At 69.0% G+C, this 20749-nt stretch carries 23 protein-coding genes; 15 read left to right on the forward strand and 8 right to left on the reverse strand.

Translation table 11 applies throughout. From position 1 onward, the window contains the following. Positions 1-58 precede the first annotated feature (58 nt). A complete protein-coding gene (locus tag ACOGXI_RS00005; protein WP_419936889.1) occupies positions 59-451 on the forward strand; it encodes a hypothetical protein in 393 nt (130 codons plus the stop codon). 338 nt (positions 452-789) lie between these two features. Beyond that, positions 790-1164 carry a coiled-coil domain-containing protein gene (locus ACOGXI_RS00010; RefSeq protein WP_419936890.1) on the forward strand — a complete coding sequence of 125 codons (375 nt, stop codon included), beginning with the start codon at positions 790-792 and terminating at the stop codon, positions 1162-1164. Positions 1165-1298: 134 nt separating this feature from the next. Here ACOGXI_RS00010 and ACOGXI_RS00015 read toward each other — a convergent pair whose 3' ends face one another. Then, positions 1299-1487 carry a hypothetical protein gene (locus tag ACOGXI_RS00015; protein ID WP_419936891.1) on the reverse strand — a complete coding sequence of 63 codons (189 nt, stop codon included), beginning with the start codon at positions 1485-1487 and terminating at the stop codon, positions 1299-1301. A 2414-nt stretch (positions 1488-3901) separates the two neighbouring features. Between ACOGXI_RS00015 and ACOGXI_RS00020 the strand changes: the two genes are divergently transcribed. Both ACOGXI_RS00020 and ACOGXI_RS00025 read left to right on the forward strand, forming a co-directional pair. Beyond that, a complete protein-coding gene (locus ACOGXI_RS00020) occupies positions 3902-4219 on the forward strand; it encodes a hypothetical protein (RefSeq protein ID WP_419936892.1) in 318 nt (105 codons plus the stop codon). A gap of 979 nt (positions 4220-5198) precedes the next feature. Further along, positions 5199-5666, forward strand: coding sequence for a hypothetical protein (locus ACOGXI_RS00025; RefSeq protein ID WP_419936893.1), 468 nt, complete (start codon positions 5199-5201; stop codon positions 5664-5666). On the opposite strand, the gene ACOGXI_RS00030 is transcribed toward ACOGXI_RS00025, so the two are convergent. Next, positions 5613-6002, reverse strand: coding sequence for a hypothetical protein (locus tag ACOGXI_RS00030; RefSeq protein WP_419936894.1), 390 nt, complete (start codon positions 6000-6002; stop codon positions 5613-5615). The two genes, ACOGXI_RS00025 and ACOGXI_RS00030, sit on opposite strands and share 54 nt — an antisense overlap. A 169-nt stretch (positions 6003-6171) precedes the next feature. On the opposite strand from ACOGXI_RS00030, the gene ACOGXI_RS00035 reads away from it, so the two are divergent. The 3 genes from ACOGXI_RS00035 to ACOGXI_RS00045 all read left to right on the forward strand — a co-directional run bounded on the left by ACOGXI_RS00035 (position 6172) and on the right by ACOGXI_RS00045 (position 8264). Further along, the gene (locus tag ACOGXI_RS00035; RefSeq protein WP_419936895.1) at positions 6172-7149 is read left to right on the forward strand and encodes a MobA/MobL family protein; all 978 of its coding nucleotides are present in this window, start codon (positions 6172-6174) and stop codon (positions 7147-7149) included. A 9-nt stretch (positions 7150-7158) separates the two neighbouring features. Beyond that, positions 7159-7551: a hypothetical protein gene (locus ACOGXI_RS00040; protein ID WP_419936889.1), complete on the forward strand. Its 393-nt coding sequence runs from the start codon at positions 7159-7161 to the stop codon at positions 7549-7551. Positions 7552-7889: 338 nt separating this feature from the next. After that, positions 7890-8264 carry a coiled-coil domain-containing protein gene (locus ACOGXI_RS00045; RefSeq protein ID WP_419936890.1) on the forward strand — a complete coding sequence of 125 codons (375 nt, stop codon included), beginning with the start codon at positions 7890-7892 and terminating at the stop codon, positions 8262-8264. A 134-nt stretch (positions 8265-8398) separates the two neighbouring features. Here ACOGXI_RS00045 and ACOGXI_RS00050 read toward each other — a convergent pair whose 3' ends face one another. After that, entirely contained in the window at positions 8399-9541 is a 1143-nt protein-coding gene (locus ACOGXI_RS00050) for a hypothetical protein (protein WP_419936896.1), read from the reverse strand. An 87-nt stretch (positions 9542-9628) separates the two neighbouring features. After that, positions 9629-10510: a hypothetical protein gene (locus ACOGXI_RS00055; RefSeq protein WP_419936897.1), complete on the reverse strand. Its 882-nt coding sequence runs from the start codon at positions 10508-10510 to the stop codon at positions 9629-9631. Between the two features lie 482 nt (positions 10511-10992). Between ACOGXI_RS00055 and ACOGXI_RS00060 the strand changes: the two genes are divergently transcribed. Then, positions 10993-11310 (forward strand): hypothetical protein, encoded by a 318-nt coding sequence (locus ACOGXI_RS00060; protein ID WP_419936892.1) that lies wholly within the window; start codon positions 10993-10995, stop codon positions 11308-11310. Positions 11311-12289: 979 nt separating this feature from the next. Further along, positions 12290-12757, forward strand: coding sequence for a hypothetical protein (locus ACOGXI_RS00065; protein ID WP_419936893.1), 468 nt, complete (start codon positions 12290-12292; stop codon positions 12755-12757). On the opposite strand, the gene ACOGXI_RS00070 is transcribed toward ACOGXI_RS00065, so the two are convergent. Further along, a complete protein-coding gene (locus ACOGXI_RS00070) occupies positions 12704-13093 on the reverse strand; it encodes a hypothetical protein (RefSeq protein WP_419936894.1) in 390 nt (129 codons plus the stop codon). The genes ACOGXI_RS00065 and ACOGXI_RS00070 overlap by 54 nt on opposite strands. A gap of 169 nt (positions 13094-13262) precedes the next feature. Between ACOGXI_RS00070 and ACOGXI_RS00075 the strand changes: the two genes are divergently transcribed. The 3 genes from ACOGXI_RS00075 to ACOGXI_RS00085 all read left to right on the forward strand — a co-directional run bounded on the left by ACOGXI_RS00075 (position 13263) and on the right by ACOGXI_RS00085 (position 15355). After that, positions 13263-14240: a MobA/MobL family protein gene (locus ACOGXI_RS00075; protein WP_419936895.1), complete on the forward strand. Its 978-nt coding sequence runs from the start codon at positions 13263-13265 to the stop codon at positions 14238-14240. A gap of 9 nt (positions 14241-14249) precedes the next feature. Continuing rightward, a complete protein-coding gene (locus tag ACOGXI_RS00080; RefSeq protein ID WP_419936889.1) occupies positions 14250-14642 on the forward strand; it encodes a hypothetical protein in 393 nt (130 codons plus the stop codon). Positions 14643-14980: 338 nt separating this feature from the next. Continuing rightward, on the forward strand, positions 14981-15355 hold the full coding sequence (locus ACOGXI_RS00085; RefSeq protein WP_419936890.1) for a coiled-coil domain-containing protein: 375 nt from the start codon (positions 14981-14983) through the stop codon (positions 15353-15355). A gap of 134 nt (positions 15356-15489) precedes the next feature. Here ACOGXI_RS00085 and ACOGXI_RS00090 read toward each other — a convergent pair whose 3' ends face one another. Both ACOGXI_RS00090 and ACOGXI_RS00095 read right to left on the reverse strand, forming a co-directional pair. Beyond that, positions 15490-16632, reverse strand: a complete 1143-nt coding sequence (locus tag ACOGXI_RS00090) for a hypothetical protein (RefSeq protein ID WP_419936896.1) — start codon at positions 16630-16632, stop codon at positions 15490-15492. Between the two features lie 87 nt (positions 16633-16719). After that, positions 16720-17601 (reverse strand): hypothetical protein, encoded by an 882-nt coding sequence (locus ACOGXI_RS00095; protein WP_419936897.1) that lies wholly within the window; start codon positions 17599-17601, stop codon positions 16720-16722. A gap of 482 nt (positions 17602-18083) precedes the next feature. Here ACOGXI_RS00095 and ACOGXI_RS00100 point away from each other — a divergent pair, with 482 nt between their 5' ends. Further along, a complete protein-coding gene (locus ACOGXI_RS00100) occupies positions 18084-18401 on the forward strand; it encodes a hypothetical protein (RefSeq protein WP_419936892.1) in 318 nt (105 codons plus the stop codon). A 979-nt stretch (positions 18402-19380) separates the two neighbouring features. Beyond that, on the forward strand, positions 19381-19848 hold the full coding sequence (locus tag ACOGXI_RS00105) for a hypothetical protein (protein WP_419936893.1): 468 nt from the start codon (positions 19381-19383) through the stop codon (positions 19846-19848). Here the strand turns inward: ACOGXI_RS00105 and ACOGXI_RS00110 are convergent. After that, positions 19795-20184 carry a hypothetical protein gene (locus tag ACOGXI_RS00110; RefSeq protein WP_419936894.1) on the reverse strand — a complete coding sequence of 130 codons (390 nt, stop codon included), beginning with the start codon at positions 20182-20184 and terminating at the stop codon, positions 19795-19797. The two genes, ACOGXI_RS00105 and ACOGXI_RS00110, sit on opposite strands and share 54 nt — an antisense overlap. A gap of 169 nt (positions 20185-20353) precedes the next feature. On the opposite strand from ACOGXI_RS00110, the gene ACOGXI_RS00115 reads away from it, so the two are divergent. Continuing rightward, a partial coding sequence (locus ACOGXI_RS00115) for a MobA/MobL family protein (protein WP_419936898.1) occupies positions 20354-20749 on the forward strand: 396 nt, incomplete at its 3' end.

Raw genomic sequence — 20749 nt, forward strand, 5'->3', positions numbered from 1 at the left:
CCACGGCCGCGGCGGGCCGGAACGCGATTACGGCGGCCACGAGAGGTAACTCCCCCGGATGGCGACAGGACAGTCCGAGACGCTGAAGCAATTCAAGGAACTGGCCGAGGCCGTGCTCCGCGTGACCGAGCGGCTGGAGCGCTTGATGGGGCACCAGGAGCGCCTGGTGGAACGCGCCGACGCATGCGCGGAGAGGTTCGACCGGCTGGCGAGCCGAACGGACGGGCTCCAGCGTTCTCGCGAGGGGGAGCTGGACGAAGCCTATCGACTGCTCCGCCAGCGGGTCGACGAGCTCACCGAGAAGGTCCGTTGGGCGAGCAGGACCTGGACGTGGAAGCCCCTGATGTGGGCTGCGGTCGGGGGCCTGGTCGCCGGCCCGGCGGGAGCCGGCATGTTCATCTGGCTGGCGCTGAACCCAGATTCCCCTTTCAGCCGCTTCCTGCTACGCTGACCGGGAAAAGGGGACCATCCCCGCCCGTCGAGCGCACGGCTGCAGAGCCGTTCGACCGCAACCGCCGGGCCACCTTCGTCGCCGTGTGGCGGGACGCGAACAACCGCGGCTGCATGGTGAAGATCTCGCCCCCCTCCCGCAAACAACCCCGGATCGGGAACCCGCCCGTGGGGTGCGGCGTGGGGATACGGCGCCGGCCGCGGCGGCCGGGGTCAAGCGGGGGCCGGTCCGGATCGCCCCCGGTCCGATTCCAGGGGCAGGAGCCGCAGCCTAGCCGGTCCATCGCGCAGGAAGGCGCGGCAAGGACGGCAGGGCGGATCCATGGGAGAATCCGACTGATGCTCGACACGCACGCCGTCGCCCGGGCGCTGACCGCCGCCGACTTCACGCCCGCCCAGGCGGACGCCCTCACCGACGCCCTGCGGGAGTTCACCGAACAGGGCGACCACGTCACCTCCGACCAGTTCAAGGCCGGCCAGGCCGAGGTCAGGTCCGAGATCGCCGAATTGCGCTCCGAACAGCGAATCCAGATGGCCGAGGTCCGGACGGAAATCGCGAACCTGGATACGCGGCTCTCGACCCAGATCGCCGGTGTCCGCACCGAGATCTCGAGCCTTGAAACCAGGCTCATCCGCTGGATGGTCGGGACCGTGCTCACGACGGTGGCACTGACGGTCGGAATCCTGCGGTTCCTCGCCGGGTCAGGGGGATGAAGGTTGCCGGATCGCTTCGTATTTTTCGGGGCATGACGCGCACGAGGATGTCGAAGTCGAAGACCACGCCCTGCCATCCAGTATGCGGCCTTTCATCCCGCGGGGAGGGGTGGCCCCAAAGTCCTCGTCGGCGTTCACCGAACCCCGGTTATACGGGCTACCTGCGTGAGTTCCCGGACCTCGAAGACGGGCCCCCCATTGACCAAGCCGTCGACCGGCACGGCCATCTCGGCCAAGTTGAGCGCGAGCCACGTCACTCGCTCTGCGGCGTCCTCCATCGACTCGGCCTCGAGGAGTCCGGCCATTTCGGGACTTCTGGGCATGCCGAAAGCCTCGACTGCGACCTCGGCAATCACCGTCCCGTTCAACAACGCTGAGGCGTCTTCAGGCCATAACGGGAACATCATGGACTCCACCCGGAGCGGGCATCGGTAAAACCGTCCGAAGGCCGCCTCCCATCTCCCACCGGTGACCCGGTCCGTGAGCCACAGCGTGAGCTGCGGTATCGCCTGGATGTAACTCCTGGGCAGCGCCGCAGCGTGTGGACTAGCACCCCATAGGGACCCCGAACAGCCACCGCTCCCCCGGCGTGGCGATGCCAACCGCGCCTGCTCGCCTTCGGCCAGGGCGCAGCTCACAAGAACTTGCCACTGCGACTCTCCGGTCGCGGTGTTCGTGTTCTGCTGGACATCTCCTAGCGCAACTTGGATTCCGAGCGGTTGTACCCTCGCGAGCACTGCCCCTGAAGGCCTCGCCGGTTCTTGATCACCTGCCGAGAGTTGCTCGGAGCCGGATCCGGAACCGAAGCCGGCGATCCGGCCTGCTATGAAGACCGTTATCGTCCCGGCGATGAGCAAAGCGATCGCTACAGAAATCGACCAGAGGACCCCCCGCGTTGCACTCCATCGTGTGCTCTCTGGAGCGGCAGCCCCCGGCTTCACCGCGATTCGGAAGCCCGCGCACGGATACGCGATCAGCGCCCAGAGCGGGATGATCAGGTACGAGGCGGGGGTCGGTCGCAATAAGCTCGCGAAGGTCGTTACTTCCCAGCCACATGGTGGCGATAAGACCCACGCAGAGTCCCTCGAAGACCTTTACGCCAGCTGTTTCCGGCTCGAGTCCGAGCCGCCGCCGCTTCCGCGAGCTGTATGCCGCTGCACCCAGGACCATGATCGGTCCAATGAGCAGGCCGTCCCCCAACGTCCCAAGTCCCCCCAACATCACAACGGTGCCGCTGAGGAACGCGAGCTGCGAGCCGATAAACCGCCTGTTCAGCATGCCTCAGCCTCTCTACACCACAATGATGCGCCGTCGCCGATCGGGCGGAAAGCGCCCGATCAGACGGCATCGGGTTCTCCTGGAATTTCAGCTCCGGACGTTCTCCCGGACACGGCGCCACTCGTCGCGGGTCGGCTGCCGGCCGTTCTTCCGGCAGACCTCGAGGTAGAACTCGCGATCCTCGTCGGCGAGCCAGCTCGGGGCGTCTGCCCGCCGGCGCGAGCGGCGCGACTGCCGGGGGGGCCGCCGGCTGTCGGGACTCGGGTGCGCGGTTCGTCTGCGCGGTCTCGATGGCCTCGCCGAGGGCGGCTCGGTCTAGGCCGTCGGGGTCTACGCCGAGGTCGGCTGCGAACCTCAGCTGTCGCTGCGTCGGCAGGCGCCGGAATCCGTCGAGGCCGTGTAGGGGGTAGGGGGTCACTTGGTGGTGGTGTACCACCACAATGATGCGCCGTCGCCGATCGGGCGCTTTCCGCCCGATCTGATCGGGCGTTTTCCGCCCGATCGTCCTGTGGAGGTGACGGTATCATCAGGCGAAGGGCGGCGGGGCCGGTAAAGAGGGTCCATTTGTTGCGGCGGCCGGTGCGGGTCCAGGCCAGCAGGCCGCGGCGTTTGAGGCGGCTGTTCCGGTGCCAGAGGGTCTTCGTGCGCGTGTGTTCGAGCACCTCGGCGAGCTCGTCGTAGGTCGCCTCGAACGTGGCGATCCCGGCGTCGGTGTACGTCGTCGTCACGGCGCAGTTCGCCAGGGCGCAGAGGTGGGCCTTGTCCTGCGGATCGCCGACGCGCGTCTGCGCGATTCCCTGCAGGAATGCCACGACGTCGGGCGTGGCCTGGGTGCCTGGGATGGTCGGTGCGGCGGTGCTCGCGTCGGCGAGGGCCGGCCGGGATTTGCCGGTGTTGGGTTCGGGATTTTCCGCTGGTGCGTCGCGGCGGTGGTCGTTGTCGTGGTACGCTTTCCGCCCGGGTGGGTCGGGGCATTCAGGGTGCCTCCTCTCGTCAAGTGGCGCGTCCGGGGCGTGGGACCTCCGGTCGCGTTGCGGAAGTCAGCATATACCGCGTCCGGGCGGCGCGGACGCTGGCTTGGAAAGAGCTTCGGGCTCAGGCTCGGGGGGGGCGCCTCGGCGTGCAATGTGCGCCGGGGCGTTTCGCTTGTACGCGCGGTCGATCGCCGAGCCCCCGGAGCATCGTCGACGGCCCGCGTCTGGACCGACGGCCAGCTCCGCGAGGCCGACGTCCGAGAACGCCTCCTCGGGGCCGTCAGAGAGCAGGGCCGGAACGGAGGCCCTGAGGTAGCCGGGGGGGGCGAGATATCGCGTCCTGGGCGATCCTCGCAGGCCGAATCCGGCGGAACGTGTACGGATTGCCGGAAGGTGGCCAATCGGACACCCCCACGGCACCTGGCCGGCGATTCGGGACGAGGTGCCCATATGGCCACCCCCGCGGTCGGCCGATAGGTGCCCATATGGCCACCTCGAACGAATCCGTACAGCACTTCCACGTCTGGCGGGTCGCGGCGACCGGCCGCGGCGCCTTCATGAGCCGCGCGTACCTCGTGCGCTCGACCGCGAAGAAGGCTGCCTCGACCTGGGCCGGCCGGGAGCACCGGCGGGCGCTCACGTTCGTCCACCAGTGCGAGCTCGGCGGCGACTGCCCGCGGCCTCCGCGGCGGCCCGCGGCCGTCGACTCCGGCCGACTCCGGGGCGAAGGTCCGCCGGCGCCGCGAGGCGATTCCGGCGCGGACGCCCGGAATCCGGGGATGGATCGGGCCCCGCCCGGTTAACGGAAGCCCCGTTATCCGACGCCCGGACCTTCGTTGAACAACGCATTGCCGCCGGGTGGGGCGCTGCTGGGACCACGCTCCCTCAAGCCGGCCGAGAGGTCGGGGGACGACAACCCGTCGGACGGTGATCCCGTCAGCGAGCAGCACGTTGTCGATCCGCAGGCCCCGCTCCTCAGGCAGCGTCGAACGCGGCGACCAGGTCCTCGTCGACGGGTACCTTCAGCGCCCCCCGTTCAGTCCAGCTCGACGTCGGTGATCCGCCACCCCGTGATGCTCGCGCCCGGGCGTCCCGAACCAACACACACGAATCTGCGTGCCATCGAAGCTGACCCGTGTCGCCGTTCGACTCCGACTCTCGAACCGCGGCCCCGTAGGGGACGTACGTCCTGCCGCCGCGGGTCGCAAGTCCTCGCGGCGGGCCACGTCGCACCCCGCTCACGGGCCGGGTCAAGCCGCTCCGCGGCTCCTCCGGCTCCGCTCCGGCCCTCCGGGTGACCCGGCCTCCGCGGGGTGCAGCACGGGCAGCTATCGCGACCAGGCCGGGGCCTGGCCGCTTCACCCGCCCCAGGATTCCACGACGACCGACGACGAAGAACGAGCACGCCGGGGACGAACGGGGGGGGGACCGAGGCCGCGGCGGTTCGCCGCGGGCCGGTACGGCGCTGAACCCGGCCGGGAGCGCGTATGGCTAGGATGAACCTGATGTTGACGACCACGCTCCAGGATCGGCTGCGGCGAGCGTCGGCTCGAACCGGTCTGGAACCGGCCGAGATGGTGCGCTGCGCCATCAGCGAGTGGCTGCAACGTCTCGAACAGCCGGTGTTGCCGTTCGCGTCAGCTGACCCGTCGTCGTCGCCCAGGGCGGATGCGTCACCACTGCCGCCGACCGCACCAGAGCCGACGAAGGCGAGCGGCCGAGAACCCACGGCCGCCAGGAAGCGAAGCCGCCGTCGAGCCGCTGGCCAAGAGGAGAAACCCGATGCCTGAAACGATTCCCGCCGAACCGCCGAGGCACCAATCAGGCGGTCTGGCCGTGGCGCTGGCCAAGCTCGACCTCGACGCCATCACCGTCGCCGACGCCGTGGCCGACGTCGCCTCCATGGCCGGCGAGAACGTCACGACGGCGATCCGGGCCGATTTCAAGGAGCTCCAGGCTGATTTCAAGGCACTCCGGACCGACGTGAACGCTCGGATCGACACGCTCACCAGCGAGATGAACGCCCGAATCGGCACGCTCGCGAGCGCGACGGACGCCCGATTTGCCGAGACGAACGCCCGGATCGATGGTCTCGATGCCAGCTTGAACGGCCGCATCGACACGCTTGCCGGCGCGGTCCAGTCTCTCCAACGGGAGATCGGCACGCTGCGCTGGATGATCGGGAGCGGATTCACCCTATTGGGCTTGCTCGTGGTGGTCGCGACGTTCGTCCTCCGCAACGGAGGCTGAAGCCTCGGGCGGCCCGTTCGTTTCCGTCCCATCGCCCCGCGGCTTCAGGCCGAACAGCTCGCGGTCCCGGTCCCGCGTCAGGAACGCATCGAGCCTGGAGTTGAACCGTGCGCGGCGCTTCGGGTTCTCGACCAGCTCGTGCTCGACGAGGGTCCCGATCAGGATGAGCCGGCGCGTTCGTTGCCGGCGTTCCTGAACTGACAGCCGCGCCTTGACCCGCCGCATCCGTGCCGCGAGGTACTTGCGTCTGTCCTGCTCGGTCTCCCTGAGCTTCTGCCGCTTATCGGCCATCTCGGACTTGAGATTGGCCTCCTCTTTTTCGAGCGCGGCGAGCACTTCGGCCGGTGTTCTTCGCGCCATGACAGCATGATATGGTGCTGGCATGGATCCGCTCAACAGAGGCGCGGAGAATAGCGGTCTGAACGGAGTGAAGCGCACTATACGCATTTCCTGCGGAAATGCCGTGCGCTCAGACCACGACCGGAACGGGTGAGAAGGTGCCGTCGTGGCCGTCTACCATCTCAAGGTGAGCGTCGGATCGAAGGCGAGCGGTCATTCGGCTGCGGCGAAGCACGACTACGTCGCGCGCGAGGGGAAGTACGCCGAGCGGGAGGGTCGGGATTCCGGCGAACGGCGCGAAGTCGCCTACGTCGAGAGCGAGCACATGCCCGCCTGGGCGCAAGACGACGCCCGGCGGTACTGGGATGCGGCCGATCGGCACGAGCGGGCGAACGGCCGAGTGTACCGGGAGGTGCAGTTCGCGCTTCCGAAGGAGCTTCCCGAACGCGACCAGTGCGCCCTGGCGTCTCGGTTCGCGCGGAGTCTCACGGCGGCCGAGCGGTTGCCCTACACGCTGTCGGTCCATCGGGGCGCCGGCCGCAACCCGCACGCGCACCTGGTCATCAGCGAGCGGGTGAACGACGGCATCGGGCGGCCGGCGGCGCAGTGGTTCAAGCGGCACAACGCGGCCGAGCCGGAAGTTGGCGGCGCCCGCAAGTCGCGGGCGCTGATGCCGCGCGAATGGCTCCAGGAGACCCGCGCGAGCTGGGCGCAGACGGTCAACGAAACGCTCGAACGCCGCGGCTTGGACGAGCGGGTAGACCACCGGAGCCTCGCGGTCCGGGCCATCGAGGCCTACGACCGGGGCGACTTCGACGCGGCGGCGCGGCTGAGCCGGGAGCCCGGCGTGCACCTCGGGCCGGGCGCGACGGACCGCGAGGTCGACCGCGTGATGGCCGGGCGTCCCTCGCTGCACGTGGTCGAGAAGCACCAGGAGGTCGAGAGCCGGAACGCGGCGGCCGATGCGCGGTGGAAGGACTACGAGACCGAAATCAGCCGGTTGCAGCGCGGGATCGCCGACATCGCCCGCGAGCTGCGCGAGATTCCGCAACGGCTCGTCGAGGCGGCCGAGCGGGTGCGGGAGTGGGTGCGGGACCACGGCCGCGGCGGGCCGGAACGCGATTACGGCGGCCACGAGAGGTAACTCCCCCGGATGGCGACAGGACAGTCCGAGACGCTGAAGCAATTCAAGGAACTGGCCGAGGCCGTGCTCCGCGTGACCGAGCGGCTGGAGCGCTTGATGGGGCACCAGGAGCGCCTGGTGGAACGCGCCGACGCATGCGCGGAGAGGTTCGACCGGCTGGCGAGCCGAACGGACGGGCTCCAGCGTTCTCGCGAGGGGGAGCTGGACGAAGCCTATCGACTGCTCCGCCAGCGGGTCGACGAGCTCACCGAGAAGGTCCGTTGGGCGAGCAGGACCTGGACGTGGAAGCCCCTGATGTGGGCTGCGGTCGGGGGCCTGGTCGCCGGCCCGGCGGGAGCCGGCATGTTCATCTGGCTGGCGCTGAACCCAGATTCCCCTTTCAGCCGCTTCCTGCTACGCTGACCGGGAAAAGGGGACCATCCCCGCCCGTCGAGCGCACGGCTGCAGAGCCGTTCGACCGCAACCGCCGGGCCACCTTCGTCGCCGTGTGGCGGGACGCGAACAACCGCGGCTGCATGGTGAAGATCTCGCCCCCCTCCCGCAAACAACCCCGGATCGGGAACCCGCCCGTGGGGTGCGGCGTGGGGATACGGCGCCGGCCGCGGCGGCCGGGGTCAAGCGGGGGCCGGTCCGGATCGCCCCCGGTCCGATTCCAGGGGCAGGAGCCGCAGCCTAGCCGGTCCATCGCGCAGGAAGGCGCGGCAAGGACGGCAGGGCGGATCCATGGGAGAATCCGACTGATGCTCGACACGCACGCCGTCGCCCGGGCGCTGACCGCCGCCGACTTCACGCCCGCCCAGGCGGACGCCCTCACCGACGCCCTGCGGGAGTTCACCGAACAGGGCGACCACGTCACCTCCGACCAGTTCAAGGCCGGCCAGGCCGAGGTCAGGTCCGAGATCGCCGAATTGCGCTCCGAACAGCGAATCCAGATGGCCGAGGTCCGGACGGAAATCGCGAACCTGGATACGCGGCTCTCGACCCAGATCGCCGGTGTCCGCACCGAGATCTCGAGCCTTGAAACCAGGCTCATCCGCTGGATGGTCGGGACCGTGCTCACGACGGTGGCACTGACGGTCGGAATCCTGCGGTTCCTCGCCGGGTCAGGGGGATGAAGGTTGCCGGATCGCTTCGTATTTTTCGGGGCATGACGCGCACGAGGATGTCGAAGTCGAAGACCACGCCCTGCCATCCAGTATGCGGCCTTTCATCCCGCGGGGAGGGGTGGCCCCAAAGTCCTCGTCGGCGTTCACCGAACCCCGGTTATACGGGCTACCTGCGTGAGTTCCCGGACCTCGAAGACGGGCCCCCCATTGACCAAGCCGTCGACCGGCACGGCCATCTCGGCCAAGTTGAGCGCGAGCCACGTCACTCGCTCTGCGGCGTCCTCCATCGACTCGGCCTCGAGGAGTCCGGCCATTTCGGGACTTCTGGGCATGCCGAAAGCCTCGACTGCGACCTCGGCAATCACCGTCCCGTTCAACAACGCTGAGGCGTCTTCAGGCCATAACGGGAACATCATGGACTCCACCCGGAGCGGGCATCGGTAAAACCGTCCGAAGGCCGCCTCCCATCTCCCACCGGTGACCCGGTCCGTGAGCCACAGCGTGAGCTGCGGTATCGCCTGGATGTAACTCCTGGGCAGCGCCGCAGCGTGTGGACTAGCACCCCATAGGACCCCGAACAGCCACCGCTCCCCCGGCGTGGGCGATGCCAACCGCGCCTGCTCGCCTTCGGCCAGGGCGCAGCTCACAAGAACTTGCCACTGCGACTCTCCGGTCGCGGTGTTCGTGTTCTGCTGGACATCTCCTAGCGCAACTTGGATTCCGAGCGGTTGTACCCTCGCGAGCACTGCCCGTGAAGGCCTCGCCGGTTCTTGATCACCTGCCGAGAGTTGCTCGGAGCCGGATCCGGAACCGAAGCCGGCGATCCGGCCTGCTATGAAGACCGTTATCGTCCCGGCGATGAGCAAAGCGATCGCTACAGAAATCGACCAGAGGACCCCCCGCGTTGCACTCCATCGTGTGCTCTCTGGAGCGGCAGCCCCCGGCTTCACCGCGATTCGGAAGCCCGCGCACGGATACGCGATCAGCGCCCAGAGCGGGATGATCAGGTACGAGGCGGGGTCGGTCGCAATAAGCTCGCGAAGGTCGTTACTTCCCAGCCACATGGTGGCGATAAGACCCACGCAGAGTCCCTCGAAGACCTTTACGCCAGCTGTTTCCGGCTCGAGTCCGAGCCGCCGCCGCTTCCGCGAGCTGTATGCCGCTGCACCCAGGACCATGATCGGTCCAATGAGCAGGCCGTCCCCCAACGTCCCAAGTCCCCCCAACATCACAACGGTGCCGCTGAGGAACGCGAGCTGCGAGCCGATAAACCGCCTGTTCAGCATGCCTCAGCCTCTCTACACCACAATGATGCGCCGTCGCCGATCGGGCGGAAAGCGCCCGATCAGACGGCATCGGGTTCTCCTGGAATTTCAGCTCCGGACGTTCTCCCGGACACGGCGCCACTCGTCGCGGGTCGGCTGCCGGCCGTTCTTCCGGCAGACCTCGAGGTAGAACTCGCGATCCTCGTCGGCGAGCCAGCTCGGGGCGTCTGCCCGCCGGCGCGAGCGGCGCGACTGCCGGGGGGCCGCCGGCTGTCGGGACTCGGGTGCGCGGTTCGTCTGCGCGGTCTCGATGGCCTCGCCGAGGGCGGCTCGGTCTAGGCCGTCGGGGTCTACGCCGAGGTCGGCTGCGAACCTCAGCTGTCGCTGCGTCGGCAGGCGCCGGATCCGTCGAGGCCGTGTAGGGGGTAGGGGGTCACTTGGTGGTGGTGTACCACCACAATGATGCGCCGTCGCCGATCGGGCGCTTTCCGCCCGATCTGATCGGGCGCTTTCCGCCCGATCGTCCTGTGGAGGTGACGGTATCAGGCGAAGGGCGGCGGGGCCGGTAAAGAGGGTCCATTTGTTGCGGCGGCCGGTGCGGGTCCAGGCCAGCAGGCCGCGGCGTTTGAGGCGGCTGTTCCGGTGCCAGAGGGTCTTCGTGCGCGTGTGTTCGAGCACCTCGGCGAGCTCGTCGTAGGTCGCCTCGAACGTGGCGATCCCGGCGTCGGTGTACGTCGTCGTCACGGCGCAGTTCGCCAGGGCGCAGAGGTGGGCCTTGTCCTGCGGATCGCCGACGCGCGTCTGCGCGATTCCCTGCAGGAATGCCACGACGTCGGGCGTGGCCTGGGTGCCTGGGATGGTCGGTGCGGCGGTGCTCGCGTCGGCGAGGGCCGGCCGGGATTTGCCGGTGTTGGGTTCGGGATTTTCCGCTGGTGCGTCGCGGCGGTGGTCGTTGTCGTGGTACGCTTCCGCCCGGGTGGGTCGGGGCATTCAGGGTGCCTCCTCTCGTCAAGTGGCGCGTCCGGGGCGTGGGACCTCCGGTCGCGTTGCGGAAGTCAGCATATACCGCGTCCGGGCGGCGCGGACGCTGGCTTGGAAAGAGCTTCGGGCTCAGGCTCGGGGGGGCGCCTCGGCGTGCAATGTGCGCCGGGGCGTTCGCTTGTACGCGCGGTCGATCGCCGAGCCCCCGGAGCATCGTCGACGGCCCGCGTCTGGACCGACGGCCAGCTCCGCGAGGCCGACGTCCGAGAACGCCTCCTCGGGGCCGTCAGAGAGCAGGGCCGGAACGGAGGCCCTGAGGTAGCCGGGGGGGGCGAGATATCGCGTCCTGGGCGATCCTCGCAGGCCGAATCCGGCGGAACGTGTACGGATTGCCGGAAGGTGGCCAATCGGACACCCCCACGGCACCTGGCCGGCGATTCGGGACGAGGTGCCCATATGGCCACCCCCGCGGTCGGCCGATAGGTGCCCATATGGCCACCTCGAACGAATCCGTACAGCACTTCCACGTCTGGCGGGTCGCGGCGACCGGCCGCGGCGCCTTCATGAGCCGCGCGTACCTCGTGCGCTCGACCGCGAAGAAGGCTGCCTCGACCTGGGCCGGCCGGGAGCACCGGCGGGCGCTCACGTTCGTCCACCAGTGCGAGCTCGGCGGCGACTGCCCGCGGCCTCCGCGGCGGCCCGCGGCCGTCGACTCCGGCCGACTCCGGGGCGAAGGTCCGCCGGCGCCGCGAGGCGATTCCGGCGCGGACGCCCGGAATCCGGGGATGGATCGGGCCCCGCCCGGTTAACGGAAGCCCCGTTATCCGACGCCCGGACCTTCGTTGAACAACGCATTGCCGCCGGGTGGGGCGCTGCTGGGACCACGCTCCCTCAAGCCGGCCGAGAGGTCGGGGGACGACAACCCGTCGGACGGTGATCCCGTCAGCGAGCAGCACGTTGTCGATCCGCAGGCCCCGCTCCTCAGGCAGCGTCGAACGCGGCGACCAGGTCCTCGTCGACGGGTACCTTCAGCGCCCCCCGTTCAGTCCAGCTCGACGTCGGTGATCCGCCACCCCGTGATGCTCGCGCCCGGGCGTCCCGAACCAACACACACGAATCTGCGTGCCATCGAAGCTGACCCGTGTCGCCGTTCGACTCCGACTCTCGAACCGCGGCCCCGTAGGGGACGTACGTCCTGCCGCCGCGGGTCGCAAGTCCTCGCGGCGGGCCACGTCGCACCCCGCTCACGGGCCGGGTCAAGCCGCTCCGCGGCTCCTCCGGCTCCGCTCCGGCCCTCCGGGTGACCCGGCCTCCGCGGGGTGCAGCACGGGCAGCTATCGCGACCAGGCCGGGGCCTGGCCGCTTCACCCGCCCCAGGATTCCACGACGACCGACGACGAAGAACGAGCACGCCGGGGACGAACGGGGGGGGGACCGAGGCCGCGGCGGTTCGCCGCGGGCCGGTACGGCGCTGAACCCGGCCGGGAGCGCGTATGGCTAGGATGAACCTGATGTTGACGACCACGCTCCAGGATCGGCTGCGGCGAGCGTCGGCTCGAACCGGTCTGGAACCGGCCGAGATGGTGCGCTGCGCCATCAGCGAGTGGCTGCAACGTCTCGAACAGCCGGTGTTGCCGTTCGCGTCAGCTGACCCGTCGTCGTCGCCCAGGGCGGATGCGTCACCACTGCCGCCGACCGCACCAGAGCCGACGAAGGCGAGCGGCCGAGAACCCACGGCCGCCAGGAAGCGAAGCCGCCGTCGAGCCGCTGGCCAAGAGGAGAAACCCGATGCCTGAAACGATTCCCGCCGAACCGCCGAGGCACCAATCAGGCGGTCTGGCCGTGGCGCTGGCCAAGCTCGACCTCGACGCCATCACCGTCGCCGACGCCGTGGCCGACGTCGCCTCCATGGCCGGCGAGAACGTCACGACGGCGATCCGGGCCGATTTCAAGGAGCTCCAGGCTGATTTCAAGGCACTCCGGACCGACGTGAACGCTCGGATCGACACGCTCACCAGCGAGATGAACGCCCGAATCGGCACGCTCGCGAGCGCGACGGACGCCCGATTTGCCGAGACGAACGCCCGGATCGATGGTCTCGATGCCAGCTTGAACGGCCGCATCGACACGCTTGCCGGCGCGGTCCAGTCTCTCCAACGGGAGATCGGCACGCTGCGCTGGATGATCGGGAGCGGATTCACCCTATTGGGCTTGCTCGTGGTGGTCGCGACGTTCGTCCTCCGCAACGGAGGCTGAAGCCTCGGGCGGCCCGTTCGTTTCCGTCCCATCGCCCCGCGGCTTCAGGCCGAACAGCTCGCGGTCCCGGTCCCGCGTCAGGAACGCATCGAGCCTGGAGTTGAACCGTGCGCGGCGCTTCGGGTTCTCGACCAGCTCGTGCTCGACGAGGGTCCCGATCAGGATGAGCCGGCGCGTTCGTTGCCGGCGTTCCTGAACTGACAGCCGCGCCTTGACCCGCCGCATCCGTGCCGCGAGGTACTTGCGTCTGTCCTGCTCGGTCTCCCTGAGCTTCTGCCGCTTATCGGCCATCTCGGACTTGAGATTGGCCTCCTCTTTTTCGAGCGCGGCGAGCACTTCGGCCGGTGTTCTTCGCGCCATGACAGCATGATATGGTGCTGGCATGGATCCGCTCAACAGAGGCGCGGAGAATAGCGGTCTGAACGGAGTGAAGCGCACTATACGCATTTCCTGCGGAAATGCCGTGCGCTCAGACCACGACCGGAACGGGTGAGAAGGTGCCGTCGTGGCCGTCTACCATCTCAAGGTGAGCGTCGGATCGAAGGCGAGCGGTCATTCGGCTGCGGCGAAGCACGACTACGTCGCGCGCGAGGGGAAGTACGCCGAGCGGGAGGGTCGGGATTCCGGCGAACGGCGCGAAGTCGCCTACGTCGAGAGCGAGCACATGCCCGCCTGGGCGCAAGACGACGCCCGGCGGTACTGGGATGCGGCCGATCGGCACGAGCGGGCGAACGGCCGAGTGTACCGGGAGGTGCAGTTCGCGCTTCCGAAGGAGCTTCCCGAACGCGACCAGTGCGCCCTGGCGTCTCGGTTCGCGCGGAGTCTCACGGCGGCCGAGCGGTTGCCCTACACGCTGTCGGTCCATCGGGGCGCCGGCCGCAACCCGCACGCGCACCTGGTCATCAGCGAGCGGGTGAACGACGGCATCGGGCGGCCGGCGGCGCAGTGGTTCAAGCGGCACAACGCGGCCGAGCCGGAAGTTGGCGGCGCCCGCAAGTCGCGGGCGCTGATGCCGCGCGAATGGCTCCAGGAGACCCGCGCGAGCTGGGCGCAGACGGTCAACGAAACGCTCGAACGCCGCGGCTTGGACGAGCGGGTAGACCACCGGAGCCTCGCGGTCCGGGCCATCGAGGCCTACGACCGGGGCGACTTCGACGCGGCGGCGCGGCTGAGCCGGGAGCCCGGCGTGCACCTCGGGCCGGGCGCGACGGACCGCGAGGTCGACCGCGTGATGGCCGGGCGTCCCTCGCTGCACGTGGTCGAGAAGCACCAGGAGGTCGAGAGCCGGAACGCGGCGGCCGATGCGCGGTGGAAGGACTACGAGACCGAAATCAGCCGGTTGCAGCGCGGGATCGCCGACATCGCCCGCGAGCTGCGCGAGATTCCGCAACGGCTCGTCGAGGCGGCCGAGCGGGTGCGGGAGTGGGTGCGGGACCACGGCCGCGGCGGGCCGGAACGCGATTACGGCGGCCACGAGAGGTAACTCCCCCGGATGGCGACAGGACAGTCCGAGACGCTGAAGCAATTCAAGGAACTGGCCGAGGCCGTGCTCCGCGTGACCGAGCGGCTGGAGCGCTTGATGGGGCACCAGGAGCGCCTGGTGGAACGCGCCGACGCATGCGCGGAGAGGTTCGACCGGCTGGCGAGCCGAACGGACGGGCTCCAGCGTTCTCGCGAGGGGGAGCTGGACGAAGCCTATCGACTGCTCCGCCAGCGGGTCGACGAGCTCACCGAGAAGGTCCGTTGGGCGAGCAGGACCTGGACGTGGAAGCCCCTGATGTGGGCTGCGGTCGGGGGCCTGGTCGCCGGCCCGGCGGGAGCCGGCATGTTCATCTGGCTGGCGCTGAACCCAGATTCCCCTTTCAGCCGCTTCCTGCTACGCTGACCGGGAAAAGGGGACCATCCCCGCCCGTCGAGCGCACGGCTGCAGAGCCGTTCGACCGCAACCGCCGGGCCACCTTCGTCGCCGTGTGGCGGGACGCGAACAACCGCGGCTGCATGGTGAAGATCTCGCCCCCCTCCCGCAAACAACCCCGGATCGGGAACCCGCCCGTGGGGTGCGGCGTGGGGATACGGCGCCGGCCGCGGCGGCCGGGGTCAAGCGGGGGCCGGTCCGGATCGCCCCCGGTCCGATTCCAGGGGCAGGAGCCGCAGCCTAGCCGGTCCATCGCGCAGGAAGGCGCGGCAAGGACGGCAGGGCGGATCCATGGGAGAATCCGACTGATGCTCGACACGCACGCCGTCGCCCGGGCGCTGACCGCCGCCGACTTCACGCCCGCCCAGGCGGACGCCCTCACCGACGCCCTGCGGGAGTTCACCGAACAGGGCGACCACGTCACCTCCGACCAGTTCAAGGCCGGCCAGGCCGAGGTCAGGTCCGAGATCGCCGAATTGCGCTCCGAACAGCGAATCCAGATGGCCGAGGTCCGGACGGAAATCGCGAACCTGGATACGCGGCTCTCGACCCAGATCGCCGGTGTCCGCACCGAGATCTCGAGCCTTGAAACCAGGCTCATCCGCTGGATGGTCGGGACCGTGCTCACGACGGTGGCACTGACGGTCGGAATCCTGCGGTTCCTCGCCGGGTCAGGGGGATGAAGGTTGCCGGATCGCTTCGTATTTTTCGGGGCATGACGCGCACGAGGATGTCGAAGTCGAAGACCACGCCCTGCCATCCAGTATGCGGCCTTTCATCCCGCGGGGAGGGGTGGCCCCAAAGTCCTCGTCGGCGTTCACCGAACCCCGGTTATACGGGCTACCTGCGTGAGTTCCCGGACCTCGAAGACGGGCCCCCCATTGACCAAGCCGTCGACCGGCACGGCCATCTCGGCCAAGTTGAGCGCGAGCCACGTCACTCGCTCTGCGGCGTCCTCCATCGACTCGGCCTCGAGGAGTCCGGCCATTTCGGGACTTCTGGGCATGCCGAAAGCCTCGACTGCGACCTCGGCAATCACCGTCCCGTTCAACAACGCTGAGGCGTCTTCAGGCCATAACGGGAACATCATGGACTCCACCCGGAGCGGGCATCGGTAAAACCGTCCGAAGGCCGCCTCCCATCTCCCACCGGTGACCCGGTCCGTGAGCCACAGCGTGAGCTGCGGTATCGCCTGGATGTAACTCCTGGGCAGCGCCGCAGCGTGTGGACTAGCACCCCATAGGACCCCGAACAGCCACCGCTCCCCCGGCGTGGGCGATGCCAACCGCGCCTGCTCGCCTTCGGCCAGGGCGCAGCTCACAAGAACTTGCCACTGCGACTCTCCGGTCGCGGTGTTCGTGTTCTGCTGGACATCTCCTAGCGCAACTTGGATTCCGAGCGGTTGTACCCTCGCGAGCACTGCCCGTGAAGGCCTCGCCGGTTCTTGATCACCTGCCGAGAGTTGCTCGGAGCCGGATCCGGAACCGAAGCCGGCGATCCGGCCTGCTATGAAGACCGTTATCGTCCCGGCGATGAGCAAAGCGATCGCTACAGAAATCGACCAGAGGACCCCCCGCGTTGCACTCCATCGTGTGCTCTCTGGAGCGGCAGCCCCCGGCTTCACCGCGATTCGGAAGCCCGCGCACGGATACGCGATCAGCGCCCAGAGCGGGATGATCAGGTACGAGGCGGGGTCGGTCGCAATAAGCTCGCGAAGGTCGTTACTTCCCAGCCACATGGTGGCGATAAGACCCACGCAGAGTCCCTCGAAGACCTTTACGCCAGCTGTTTCCGGCTCGAGTCCGAGCCGCCGCCGCTTCCGCGAGCTGTATGCCGCTGCACCCAGGACCATGATCGGTCCAATGAGCAGGCCGTCCCCCAACGTCCCAAGTCCCCCCAACATCACAACGGTGCCGCTGAGGAACGCGAGCTGCGAGCCGATAAACCGCCTGTTCAGCATGCCTCAGCCTCTCTACACCACAATGATGCGCCGTCGCCGATCGGGCGGAAAGCGCCCGATCAGACGGCATCGGGTTCTCCTGGAATTTCAGCTCCGGACGTTCTCCCGGACACGGCGCCACTCGTCGCGGGTCGGCTGCCGGCCGTTCTTCCGGCAGACCTCGAGGTAGAACTCGCGATCCTCGTCGGCGAGCCAGCTCGGGGCGTCTGCCCGCCGGCGCGAGCGGCGCGACTGCCGGGGGGCCGCCGGCTGTCGGGACTCGGGTGCGCGGTTCGTCTGCGCGGTCTCGATGGCCTCGCCGAGGGCGGCTCGGTCTAGGCCGTCGGGGTCTACGCCGAGGTCGGCTGCGAACCTCAGCTGTCGCTGCGTCGGCAGGCGCCGGATCCGTCGAGGCCGTGTAGGGGGTAGGGGGTCACTTGGTGGTGGTGTACCACCACAATGATGCGCCGTCGCCGATCGGGCGCTTTCCGCCCGATCTGATCGGGCGCTTTCCGCCCGATCGTCCTGTGGAGGTGACGGTATCAGGCGAAGGGCGGCGGGGCCGGTAAAGAGGGTCCATTTGTTGCGGCGGCCGGTGCGGGTCCAGGCCAGCAGGCCGCGGCGTTTGAGGCGGCTGTTCCGGTGCCAGAGGGTCTTCGTGCGCGTGTGTTCGAGCACCTCGGCGAGCTCGTCGTAGGTCGCCTCGAACGTGGCGATCCCGGCGTCGGTGTACGTCGTCGTCACGGCGCAGTTCGCCAGGGCGCAGAGGTGGGCCTTGTCCTGCGGATCGCCGACGCGCGTCTGCGCGATTCCCTGCAGGAATGCCACGACGTCGGGCGTGGCCTGGGTGCCTGGGATGGTCGGTGCGGCGGTGCTCGCGTCGGCGAGGGCCGGCCGGGATTTGCCGGTGTTGGGTTCGGGATTTTCCGCTGGTGCGTCGCGGCGGTGGTCGTTGTCGTGGTACGCTTCCGCCCGGGTGGGTCGGGGCATTCAGGGTGCCTCCTCTCGTCAAGTGGCGCGTCCGGGGCGTGGGACCTCCGGTCGCGTTGCGGAAGTCAGCATATACCGCGTCCGGGCGGCGCGGACGCTGGCTTGGAAAGAGCTTCGGGCTCAGGCTCGGGGGGGCGCCTCGGCGTGCAATGTGCGCCGGGGCGTTCGCTTGTACGCGCGGTCGATCGCCGAGCCCCCGGAGCATCGTCGACGGCCCGCGTCTGGACCGACGGCCAGCTCCGCGAGGCCGACGTCCGAGAACGCCTCCTCGGGGCCGTCAGAGAGCAGGGCCGGAACGGAGGCCCTGAGGTAGCCGGGGGGGGCGAGATATCGCGTCCTGGGCGATCCTCGCAGGCCGAATCCGGCGGAACGTGTACGGATTGCCGGAAGGTGGCCAATCGGACACCCCCACGGCACCTGGCCGGCGATTCGGGACGAGGTGCCCATATGGCCACCCCCGCGGTCGGCCGATAGGTGCCCATATGGCCACCTCGAACGAATCCGTACAGCACTTCCACGTCTGGCGGGTCGCGGCGACCGGCCGCGGCGCCTTCATGAGCCGCGCGTACCTCGTGCGCTCGACCGCGAAGAAGGCTGCCTCGACCTGGGCCGGCCGGGAGCACCGGCGGGCGCTCACGTTCGTCCACCAGTGCGAGCTCGGCGGCGACTGCCCGCGGCCTCCGCGGCGGCCCGCGGCCGTCGACTCCGGCCGACTCCGGGGCGAAGGTCCGCCGGCGCCGCGAGGCGATTCCGGCGCGGACGCCCGGAATCCGGGGATGGATCGGGCCCCGCCCGGTTAACGGAAGCCCCGTTATCCGACGCCCGGACCTTCGTTGAACAACGCATTGCCGCCGGGTGGGGCGCTGCTGGGACCACGCTCCCTCAAGCCGGCCGAGAGGTCGGGGGACGACAACCCGTCGGACGGTGATCCCGTCAGCGAGCAGCACGTTGTCGATCCGCAGGCCCCGCTCCTCAGGCAGCGTCGAACGCGGCGACCAGGTCCTCGTCGACGGGTACCTTCAGCGCCCCCCGTTCAGTCCAGCTCGACGTCGGTGATCCGCCACCCCGTGATGCTCGCGCCCGGGCGTCCCGAACCAACACACACGAATCTGCGTGCCATCGAAGCTGACCCGTGTCGCCGTTCGACTCCGACTCTCGAACCGCGGCCCCGTAGGGGACGTACGTCCTGCCGCCGCGGGTCGCAAGTCCTCGCGGCGGGCCACGTCGCACCCCGCTCACGGGCCGGGTCAAGCCGCTCCGCGGCTCCTCCGGCTCCGCTCCGGCCCTCCGGGTGACCCGGCCTCCGCGGGGTGCAGCACGGGCAGCTATCGCGACCAGGCCGGGGCCTGGCCGCTTCACCCGCCCCAGGATTCCACGACGACCGACGACGAAGAACGAGCACGCCGGGGACGAACGGGGGGGGGACCGAGGCCGCGGCGGTTCGCCGCGGGCCGGTACGGCGCTGAACCCGGCCGGGAGCGCGTATGGCTAGGATGAACCTGATGTTGACGACCACGCTCCAGGATCGGCTGCGGCGAGCGTCGGCTCGAACCGGTCTGGAACCGGCCGAGATGGTGCGCTGCGCCATCAGCGAGTGGCTGCAACGTCTCGAACAGCCGGTGTTGCCGTTCGCGTCAGCTGACCCGTCGTCGTCGCCCAGGGCGGATGCGTCACCACTGCCGCCGACCGCACCAGAGCCGACGAAGGCGAGCGGCCGAGAACCCACGGCCGCCAGGAAGCGAAGCCGCCGTCGAGCCGCTGGCCAAGAGGAGAAACCCGATGCCTGAAACGATTCCCGCCGAACCGCCGAGGCACCAATCAGGCGGTCTGGCCGTGGCGCTGGCCAAGCTCGACCTCGACGCCATCACCGTCGCCGACGCCGTGGCCGACGTCGCCTCCATGGCCGGCGAGAACGTCACGACGGCGATCCGGGCCGATTTCAAGGAGCTCCAGGCTGATTTCAAGGCACTCCGGACCGACGTGAACGCTCGGATCGACACGCTCACCAGCGAGATGAACGCCCGAATCGGCACGCTCGCGAGCGCGACGGACGCCCGATTTGCCGAGACGAACGCCCGGATCGATGGTCTCGATGCCAGCTTGAACGGCCGCATCGACACGCTTGCCGGCGCGGTCCAGTCTCTCCAACGGGAGATCGGCACGCTGCGCTGGATGATCGGGAGCGGATTCACCCTATTGGGCTTGCTCGTGGTGGTCGCGACGTTCGTCCTCCGCAACGGAGGCTGAAGCCTCGGGCGGCCCGTTCGTTTCCGTCCCATCGCCCCGCGGCTTCAGGCCGAACAGCTCGCGGTCCCGGTCCCGCGTCAGGAACGCATCGAGCCTGGAGTTGAACCGTGCGCGGCGCTTCGGGTTCTCGACCAGCTCGTGCTCGACGAGGGTCCCGATCAGGATGAGCCGGCGCGTTCGTTGCCGGCGTTCCTGAACTGACAGCCGCGCCTTGACCCGCCGCATCCGTGCCGCGAGGTACTTGCGTCTGTCCTGCTCGGTCTCCCTGAGCTTCTGCCGCTTATCGGCCATCTCGGACTTGAGATTGGCCTCCTCTTTTTCGAGCGCGGCGAGCACTTCGGCCGGTGTTCTTCGCGCCATGACAGCATGATATGGTGCTGGCATGGATCCGCTCAACAGAGGCGCGGAGAATAGCGGTCTGAACGGAGTGAAGCGCACTATACGCATTTCCTGCGGAAATGCCGTGCGCTCAGACCACGACCGGAACGGGTGAGAAGGTGCCGTCGTGGCCGTCTACCATCTCAAGGTGAGCGTCGGATCGAAGGCGAGCGGTCATTCGGCTGCGGCGAAGCACGACTACGTCGCGCGCGAGGGGAAGTACGCCGAGCGGGAGGGTCGGGATTCCGGCGAACGGCGCGAAGTCGCCTACGTCGAGAGCGAGCACATGCCCGCCTGGGCGCAAGACGACGCCCGGCGGTACTGGGATGCGGCCGATCGGCACGAGCGGGCGAACGGCCGAGTGTACCGGGAGGTGCAGTTCGCGCTTCCGAAGGAGCTTCCCGAACGCGACCAGTGCGCCCTGGCGTCTCGGTTCGCGCGGAGTCTCACGGCGGCCGAGCGGTTGCCCTACACGCTGTCGGTCCATCGGGGCGCCGGCCGCAACCCGCACGCGCACCTGGTC

It is taken from the genome of Candidatus Palauibacter sp. (genome assembly GCF_965208055.1).
GTDB lineage: Bacteria > Gemmatimonadota > Gemmatimonadetes > Palauibacterales > Palauibacteraceae > Palauibacter.